This is a genomic window from Prevotella sp. 885 (assembly GCF_002265625.1).
In the GTDB taxonomy this organism is placed as follows: Bacteria; Bacteroidota; Bacteroidia; order Bacteroidales; family Bacteroidaceae; genus Prevotella.
The window spans coordinates 56,536-65,663 of record NZ_NOVE01000016.1 but is presented as its reverse complement, the minus strand read 5'-3'; the positions used below and the strand labels follow the sequence as shown (position 1 = coordinate 65,663).

Genomic DNA, 9,128 nt, shown 5'->3' with positions numbered 1-9,128 from the left:
TGCAGAATCTTTCAATGCAAAAGTCAAGCATTTCAGAGCACAACTTCGGGGTATCATTGACAAGAAATTCTTTCTCTTCAGACTAACAAGATTGTATGCTTAATCCACACACTTTTTCAGGTGAGCCAAATTTGTTCGGTCTATTGAGAGAAATGAATCCGCCCATGATTTATCTTGTGTGCAAACAAAGTTCCAATAACTATGTAAACAGGCTATCAGATAGAAGTTTCCTTTTATCTCAGTTTCTTCAAGTTTCTTCCAAAATAGGTTTACCGCTTTTTGTGCCGATTTTAAATTATCAATCTGAGAAGCATTAAATGAAAGAACAATAAAGTCTCCAGTTTCACACCTAATTTTTGATAGCAAGAATAACCACTGATAAATATTTGACATTTTTAATGATTCTGGAAGATCTATGTCTTCGCAATCAAATAAAAACGCACAATTTGCATCTTTTTTCACGACAAGACTTTCAAGCATTATTTGACGCACTTCCATGTCTCTTTTAATATTCTCTGGTATTACTGCGAATGCAGAAGCACTATTATTAGAACTTACTATATCAACAATTATTTTATATCTTTCGTCTCCTAATTCTTCAGAGAGTTTCCTTGCTGTTTCATAATCGCATTTTGCCAAACATCTTCGTACTTCCATCTGCATATAGTTAGGCACATCTGGACGAATGATATATGCTTCATGAAATAGCTCTATAGCCTTTGGGCTTTGCGAGAACAACAAAGTCAACCCTTTTATATATGCTATTTCAGACCTTAACTCCTGATTGTTTTCTATCACAGAAGCATATTGTAGTTCAATTTCTTCAATGACCCTTCTGACTGTAGTCAATTTGAGATCTTCAATCAATTCGGCAATACTCCCACGTAAAATAGCAATAAGTTTTTTCGCTTGATCAATTGTTTCGTCTTTTGTAAGGGCTTGCATTTGTGTTTGCAAGAATTCCATCATGTCATCTTGTTTCTTCAACATGTTTTCTTGTCTTTCCGCTATTATATTAATAGTCGTCAGAATATCGTTCTTCAGTGAGACTAACACATCATTGAGTTTACAGTTTGCGACATCTTGTTTGTGAGAGATTATGTAATTTGCACAAATCTCGTCATTTTGTATTTCTTTAATCCACAAATGAAGTAATTCTTTAATCTTAGGATTTATCCCTTTTGCTGGATTAGATAAAAAGACAGCTAAATCCGAATAGAAATTAAGAGACTCACTATGTAAATTATTACGTGTTTCCTGAGAAACCTCCCATTTTTTCAAAGCATTATTAAAGCATTTATTCATTCTTGCGTCCAAGTTCTTATTGCTTCTGATATCCTCTATCAAATTGGTTGCAATACCTGCTCCGACAGATACGGCAAAACTAATCATTATATCGTCTAATCCCATCATATTATTTAAATTTTCTTGTAAAGTCATTGAATTTTATATGTCGTACCATAGTTCTTGTATGGCCAATATCTGCTACAGCTGTCTCAGAATTGTATTATACTCAGATTCATTAGTGTCCCGTTAAAATCGGGACCAGTTAAATATTAATCAAATAACTCCGGAAAGAGGGGACAATCGAGTTCTTTGACATTATTGAAATCAGTCCTTTCGAAGAGAACTACGAGTGGTGTCTTATCCATAAGAGAAATGCTTAGAATCTGAAGAACCTCATAAGTCGATCGTTTAAGTTGCAAATCATGTTGTACGATAGCAACAAGGTTTCAATAGGCTATGGAAGGAAAACTCCCTACCTTTTCTTCATTATAGAATTTGACGAGTCTGAGTTCCTCCGGATACTTCTGGTATGAATTGTATTCAGTGAAATCAATCACAGCATCTGTCAATATATTCTTTGGCAACCTGCGCCTCCATTTACAGCATTTGTATTGTAGATTCTTCTTGGCTCGCACAACAAAGAACGATTCATGCTGATGTATTTTGAAAAGTTCCTTGAATGCATTGTATCCACGGTCAAATACATAGAAAGCCTCTGTGTCTATGGAGCATCTACATAAAGCTCTGTGCCATTCAATTTGCTCGATTCTTCGAACAAATTATCAACATCTAAATCTGTCTTCTTTTTATTCATAGCGTATTTTTTGACTTTTATTGTGTTTTTTTATCCACGAACGTCATATATTTCCCATTCTCTATCTTGCTGTAGGTGGCGTGTCAATTCAAGTGCAGCTTCAACTTACTATTGCGGTTTTTCGCTTGTTCACGAAGTTCTTTCAATCTATCAAAGATCAATATCTTGGGTTGTCGTTTTCTTAAAATTTTTCTACATATATAGACTAATTCCGCTCCCAAAAGAGAATCAAGAAATGGTAATTGCTTTGTTAATACTCCATTTTCCAAGCACACCTCATAAAGTCTTTCGTCAACAGCATTCTTATCATTTTGAGGAAGTTCGTCAAATACAAAAAACTCAGGGAGTTCAAAACCATGATATTGTTCAGATTTCAAGAAGAAATCCATTGCGTCTTTTGACTCGAGACTTAATACATTCTTTGTTTCGTTAGCCATAAACGTTGTTGTAATTTAATTTTCATTATACAGTTTCATCGCCTCCTTCGGCACATACGCCGTAGCCACCAAACACCCGTCGAACAACTCCACAACAACACGCTGTTGCCCGGCAATTCTTGCAACTCTGCCACGTATACCCTTGAATTCACCTTCGGTAACAACAACCATATCACCCAGTTTGAACTGAATGTTGTCTGATGTGACTGGAATTATGTGAGGATTCTTAATGGAGGTGAGGCGGATGAAGTTGTTCATGGCTTCATCTCGGATTGTGAGTGGTGGATTGCGGTCGGGATTGTCTTGACGATGGATGGTATGGTCGAAGTAGTAGCTGAATAAAGGTCTGCTTTCATTTGATGCAACTTTGTTATCGTGAAGCAAGGTTTCTACTTGCTCTGCTGTAGCATGAACAAAAAGGAATGATGGGAGAAGAGGCTTTGTTATGATTCGCTTCTTTCCTTGCTTCCTTACCTCTTTATAACGCATTGGAACATAACATTCAAATCCTTTAGTTTCTACAAATGCTTTTGCCTTGATAATACGTCCATATGAAACTCGCAGAACAAACCATTGCTTGCTTGCATCAAGCACATTCTCTACCGACACCCCACCTTTGTTCTTCGAGATGGAGGGCGTACAAGAGGTAAGTCCTGCACTTGGACACGATAAGCCAGTGTCGGTTGGCTGCCCATTATACAATGAAGCGTCTGCCTTTGGAGACAGGTTGGTAGTATCTTCCAATGTTGTTCAGAGGTTAGATTAAAACCAATAGACTTATTCTTGATAGAATTGTCATAATTTGACTACAAAGGTATGAAAACTAACCTACATAAAAAAGGAAAGTAAAAGATTTTCTTCTTCGAATGAAGAGGCATGCCAATATGCCCGAGCTACGGATGGAGTATATAGGGTGTAGCCCCGGTGTCTGATTTATCTCTTGGCAGAGTTGGGGCTGTCGAGTTTTACGTCCATTATTGTCTCGTAGAGCAGTTGTAGTTCTTCCTTTGTGAATTTCTCGGGCAGCAGTTGGCTGATGGGTCGGAAATGAAGTCTCTCTCGCAGCGCCGAAAGAGCAAGATGCAGCATGCGGTCGTGGTCGAACGCCAGCTGCGGTATCTCGTCGATGCTGAACCACTGGGCCTTTGCAGCATCGTCGCCACCCGTTACTTCCTGAATCTCGCACAGGGCGTAGTAGGCTATTGTGATTACTCGTTCGCGAGGATCGCGGTCAGGATCAGTGAAGGCATGAAACTGCTCCATGTATCCAGCCACCATTCCCGTTTCTTCCATCAGTTCACGCCTTGCACCTTGCTCGGCGCTTTCGTCCATATTCAGGAAGCCACCAGGAAACGCCCATCGTCCTTTATATGGTTCGTTTCCTCGTTCAATCAGCAGAACCTTAAGCTTTGCGCCGTCAAATCCGAAGATGACACAGTCGGTTGTCACAGCGGGGTGCGGATACTTATATGAATACATTTTTTCTTTCATATCTTATCTTGTGTAAGTTTCACTTCTCAAAGATATATATTATTTTTCGCCACGCCAAATATTCTAACGATAGAAATTATCTATTGATGTATAGCTGATATCTTTTATGTATCTATAATAAAAGCATTATCTTTGTAGCCGAAATCAAAACAACCAATAAAAATAACAAGGAGATAATAATATGGAAACAAGAAAAGACATAGCAGCTGAGAAGAAGCGTTGTGGTTCGCATAATTGCACACAGGCTGTGCTCTGCACCTATCACGACTTCGCCGGCATGGAAGAAGAAACCATTAAGAATGCTGGCAATGCCTTTGCAGCAGGTATGGGTAATATGGAGGGAACTTGCGGAGCCATCGTAGGCGCAGGCATCATACTCGGTCTTGCCACCCAGGACAAGGCGAAGTCCGTCAAGGGCATGAGACAGATTATGGATAAATTCAAGCAGCGCAACGGTGCCACACAATGCAAATTGCTCAAAGGGGTGGGTTCAGGAAAGGTGCTTCGCGAATGCCCTCTTTGCGTGGCTGACGCTTCTGAATTTCTGGAAGAAATCCTGGAAAAGGAAGGAATTTATGCCATCACAGATGATGAATGAAGGCGTCCGTAAATATGGGATAAGACTGTAAAGACAATGCGTGGCTAAAAAAAATACCTATTTTTTAGGATGCTTTGAATTTGGAGCTTTTTCTTATGATTACTATTTTTGCACTCGGAATAAGAAACCGTATTTATGCGACACGATGTTGTGTTCATGCGGTTTTGAATATAGTTTTATAAAGTTAAAAGTATTATTGTATTATGATTATTGAAAAAGTTCATGCAAGAGAAATCCTGGATTCTCGTGGCAATCCTACAGTAGAGGTTGAGGTGTCATTAAAGTCTGGCGTTGTAGGCCGTGCATCAGTTCCGTCTGGAGCCTCAACAGGTGAGAACGAGGCTTTGGAGCTTCGTGATGGCGACAAGAGCCGCTATTGTGGCAAGGGGGTATTAAAGGCCGTAGAGAATGTGAATAACGTAATTGCACCGGCTTTGGTTGGATTCTCAGCCTTGGAGCAGCGTGCTATCGACCATAAGATGTTGGAGCTGGATGGCACCAAGACAAAATCAAACTTGGGTGCGAATGCCATTCTTGGCGTATCGCTTGCAGTGGCTCATGCTGCTGCCGAGTATCTCCGCATCCCGTTGTATCGCTACATCGGTGGCTGCAACACTTACACACTTCCCGTTCCTATGATGAACATCATCAATGGTGGTGCTCACTCTGATGCGCCGATTGCTTTCCAGGAGTTCATGATTCGTCCGGTGGGGGCTCCTACAGAGAAGGAGGCCATCCGTATGGGTGCCGAAGTGTTCCATGCCTTGGCAAAGCTCCTGAAGAGCCGCGGACTTTCCACAGCTGTCGGCGACGAGGGTGGTTTCGCCCCTGCACTCAACGGCATAGAGGATGCGCTTGAGAGCATCTGTCAGGCAATCAAGGATGCCGGTTATGAGCCGGGAAAGGATGTGAAGATTGCAATGGACTGCGCTGCCAGCGAGTTTGCTGTTCAGGAGAATGGTGAGTGGTATTACGATTATCGCCAGCTGAAGGATGGCAAGAAGAAGGATCCTAACGGCAAGAAACTCACAGCTGAAGAGCAAATAAAGTTCTTGGAAGAACTGATCACCAAATATCCTATCGATTCCATCGAGGACGGTCTTGACGAGAACGATTGGGACAACTGGGTGAAGCTTACAGCTGCCATCGGTGACCGTTGCCAGCTGGTTGGCGACGACCTCTTTGTTACGAACGTGAAGTTCCTGGAGAAGGGCATCAAGATGGGAGCGGCTAACTCTATCCTTATCAAGGTGAACCAGATTGGTTCGCTCACCGAGACGTTGGATGCTATAGAGATGGCTCATCGTCATGGTTACACAACCGTTACTTCACATCGTTCCGGTGAAACCGAGGATACCACAATCGCTGACATCGCTGTGGCAACCAACTCTGGTCAGATCAAGACAGGTTCTATGAGCCGTACCGACCGTATGGCAAAGTACAATCAGCTTATCCGCATCGAAGAGCAGTTGGGCGATAATGCATCCTACGGCTATCAGAAACTGAAATAAGAAACGAGTAAACAGTCTTTTTTTTGAATAAATCACAATCGGATCAGATGGGCATTGACAGGTCGTGACGGCTTGTCAATGCCTTTGTTTTTTTTATTCCCTTCGCTTAAGTCATTATTTATCTTAACAGTCTGCATAACGGCAAAGCAAGAATGCTTGGAAAACATTCTTGCCATGACAATATTTGCATTTCTAACGCTCAATACTGTGAGCTCGGCGCACGAGGAAATCTTTGGTGCGAAATTCTTGAGTTATGAGAAGTTGAGGCTATGTTGTTCGTATACAGTGAGTTAGGTGGTTTGTGGGTGGCGGACGTAAATTATGGGTGTGTAAAAGAGGCTGTTTTAGGGTGCAATAGTGGCACTATTGCATCCTAATAGTGCCACTATTGGTGTGTAAAAGTGGCTCTATTGGGGTGTAATAGTGGCACTATTGGAGGGTGGTGCTTTGATTTTGACTGTCAAAGGGGCTTTGCTGATGGCAAAAACGATCGAAAACGGCTTCTGAAATCTCTATAATCGATTTTTATTTTGTAACAGGTTTTTACTTGTTTGTACGATATTTGCGTTGGTGGACGTCACTACCAATGACGAATGTTTGCATTGGATTTGTGAAAACGTTTGCACAATAAAAATGCAACATTTTGATGAAAGTCTGATGTAGGCTATGGATGTTATTACTATTTTTGCATCGTAAAAACTATGCGAGACCTTGATTGAGTCGAGGTACACAAAAACACAACTTATGATGATGCGAAACACATAAAAACACTCATTCATAAGGCTGCTTTAGAAGATATATATACTTAAACTGAAATATAGTTAATAGATACAAAAACCTAAATATGATAAAGCATATTTATATATTCGTGTTGGCAATGATGCTGTTAGCATCGTCAGGCGCGGCAAAGGCGCAGGACGTGGCTCTGAAGACCAATCTCTTAGGTTGGGCTACGACATCGCTTAACGCAGGTGTTGAGGTAGGCATCGCCGAGAAGCAGACAGCACAGCTGTTTGCCACGCTCAATCCTTGGGAGTTTTCCGGAGGCAAGAAGGTGCGCATCTGGAATGTGGAGCCGGAATACCGCTGGTGGACATGCCAGCGCTTCGGAGGCAGCTTCTTCGGAGTGCATGCTCTTGCCGGCGAATACAACGTCAAGAACGTGGACCTTCCGTTCGGCATCCTGCCCAAGACGAAGAGCGGACGACACTATGAAGGATGGTATATAGGTGCGGGTGTCACCTATGGCTATCAATGGCTGCTCTCGCGCCATTGGAACATGGAGGCGTCGTTGGGCATCGGTTATGCCTATAGCCCGTACAAGCTCTACGGACGTTGCGCCAGATGCCTGGAGAAGAACCATCGCAACTATGTCGGTCCGACAAAGGCCGCTCTCAGTATGATCTATATTTTCTAAACAGCATTATGAACACTAATTCGTTTACACGCATCATCATTTCATGCCTGATAGGGGCTGCTTCCTGCGGTTCCGCAATGGCACAGAAGCTTGCCTCTGGAGCTGTAGCCATAGACAGTCTGCATACGTATGTGGAGGGTAACAGGGTGGATGTGGCGTTCAGCCTCAATCTCAACAACCTGAAACTCAAGTCTGAGCAGCAGCTCGTCTTCACTCCGATGCTTGCTGCCGACGGCGACACCATAGCTCTGTCACCTATCATTATCAATGGCAGGTCAAAGCAGATACGCATGGAGCGCAGCGGTGAATTGGCTTCTGGTGCTACGGGCAGCCAGCAGCCGCTGGTGGTTGTCAGAAAGAACGGCACACGTCAGAGCGTCAGCTACGCCCAGAGCGTAACACGCAAGCGTCCGTTCGAATCGGACCGTCTGAGTCTGCTTACCACTCAGGACGTCTGCGGATGTGGCGACAGGGAGAATCTCGACAATCTCCACCTTGCCACCATTGACAATATCGGCGCATGGATGCCGGCTCTTACGTTTGTCAAGCCTTTCGCTGAGGCTCGCAAGCAACGTGCCGAGAAGGGCGAGGCTTATCTCAGCTTCCGTGTAAACAAGACGAACATCGTGGTAGACCTCTTCGAGAACGCACGCGAACTGGCTAAGATAACTAACACCATCGACCTTGTGCGCAATGACAAGAACGTGGAAATCAACGGCATCAACATTCACGGTTATGCTTCGCCTGAAGGTCCTTATGCCAACAACGAGCGTCTGGCACGTGAGCGTGCGGCGGCTCTGAAGAATTATGTGGCGCAGCTTTATCCGATTGACGCCAAGCTGTTCAGCTCAGACTATACGCCTGAGGATTGGGACGGTTTCCGCAGTAAGGTGCAGCAGTCGCAACTGGCCAATAAGGACGAAATCCTTAAGATTTCAGTCTCGAGCCTTGCTCCCGACGACAAGGACAAGCGCATCCGCCAGCTCTATCCGCAGGACTATGCCGTGATAATGAAGGACATCTATCCTCGCTTGCGCCATAGCGACTATACCGTTAGCTATACCGTGCGTCCCTTCTCCGTTGAGGAAGCCAAGCAGATACTCAGAACCCGTCCGCAGCAGCTTTCGTTGCTGGAGATGTATCTTGTGGCACAGACGATGGAGGCTGGTTCGCCGGAGTTCAACGAGGTGTTCGACATAGCCGTGCGTATGTTCCCTGCCGACCCGACAGCCAACCTCAATGCTGCATGTGCCGACTTGCAGAAAGGCGACATGGCATCGGCTGAGAAACATCTGGAGAAAGCCGGCAATTCTGCCGAGGCATTGAACGCTCGTGGCACTCTGGCTGTGCTGAAAAAGGACTATCAGTCAGCACGCCGGTTGTTCTTGGAGGCGGCTGCCGCAGGTTCGGAGGATGCCAAGGCAAATGCCGACCGCATCGCTAACACGAAATAAAGAAAAACTTAATAATAATTTTTCTCTCTTAATAGGGCAGGGTGCTGCGAAACACCCTTCCCAGCCTCCTTACGCTTTAAACTTAAACAAAAATAATTAATATTTATCAACTAAAATTT

8 protein-coding genes and 1 pseudogene are annotated in these 9,128 nt (G+C 43.7%); 5 read left to right on the top strand and 4 right to left on the bottom strand.

Going from position 1 to position 9,128, the window contains the following annotated elements:
• Window positions 1–103: pseudogene (locus CHL74_RS16180) on the top strand (ISAon1 family transposase); the annotation flags it as partial.
• Here the strand turns inward: CHL74_RS16180 and CHL74_RS06955 are convergent.
• The 4 genes from CHL74_RS06955 to CHL74_RS06935 all read right to left on the bottom strand — a co-directional run bounded on the left by CHL74_RS06955 (window position 100) and on the right by CHL74_RS06935 (window position 4,029).
• Complete coding sequence (locus tag CHL74_RS06955; RefSeq protein ID WP_141241261.1) at window positions 100–1,440, bottom strand: hypothetical protein; 1,341 nt, start codon at window positions 1,438–1,440, stop codon at window positions 100–102. The pseudogene CHL74_RS16180 and the gene CHL74_RS06955 overlap by 4 nt on opposite strands.
• Before the next feature lie 744 nt (window positions 1,441–2,184).
• On the bottom strand, window positions 2,185–2,538 hold the full coding sequence (locus CHL74_RS06945) for a hypothetical protein (protein WP_094880442.1): 354 nt from the start codon (window positions 2,536–2,538) through the stop codon (window positions 2,185–2,187).
• 15 nt (window positions 2,539–2,553) lie between these two features.
• Complete coding sequence (locus CHL74_RS06940; RefSeq protein WP_094880441.1) at window positions 2,554–3,282, bottom strand: UpxY family transcription antiterminator; 729 nt, start codon at window positions 3,280–3,282, stop codon at window positions 2,554–2,556.
• Window positions 3,283–3,471: 189 nt separating this feature from the next.
• Window positions 3,472–4,029 (bottom strand): NUDIX domain-containing protein, encoded by a 558-nt coding sequence (locus CHL74_RS06935; RefSeq protein WP_094880440.1) that lies wholly within the window; start codon window positions 4,027–4,029, stop codon window positions 3,472–3,474.
• A gap of 181 nt (window positions 4,030–4,210) precedes the next feature.
• Here CHL74_RS06935 and CHL74_RS06930 point away from each other — a divergent pair, with 181 nt between their 5' ends.
• The 4 genes from CHL74_RS06930 to CHL74_RS06915 all read left to right on the top strand — a co-directional run bounded on the left by CHL74_RS06930 (window position 4,211) and on the right by CHL74_RS06915 (window position 9,009).
• Window positions 4,211–4,627 (top strand): C-GCAxxG-C-C family protein, encoded by a 417-nt coding sequence (locus CHL74_RS06930; RefSeq protein ID WP_094880439.1) that lies wholly within the window; start codon window positions 4,211–4,213, stop codon window positions 4,625–4,627.
• Between the two features lie 203 nt (window positions 4,628–4,830).
• The gene (gene eno / locus CHL74_RS06925; RefSeq protein WP_094880438.1) at window positions 4,831–6,138 is read left to right on the top strand and encodes a phosphopyruvate hydratase; all 1,308 of its coding nucleotides are present in this window, start codon (window positions 4,831–4,833) and stop codon (window positions 6,136–6,138) included.
• 844 nt (window positions 6,139–6,982) lie between these two features.
• Window positions 6,983–7,555, top strand: a complete 573-nt coding sequence (locus CHL74_RS06920; RefSeq protein WP_094880437.1) for a DUF3575 domain-containing protein — start codon at window positions 6,983–6,985, stop codon at window positions 7,553–7,555.
• Window positions 7,556–7,563: 8 nt separating this feature from the next.
• Window positions 7,564–9,009, top strand: coding sequence for a DUF3868 domain-containing protein (locus tag CHL74_RS06915; protein ID WP_176452190.1), 1,446 nt, complete (start codon window positions 7,564–7,566; stop codon window positions 9,007–9,009).
• The last annotated feature ends 119 nt before the right edge of the window (window positions 9,010–9,128 follow it).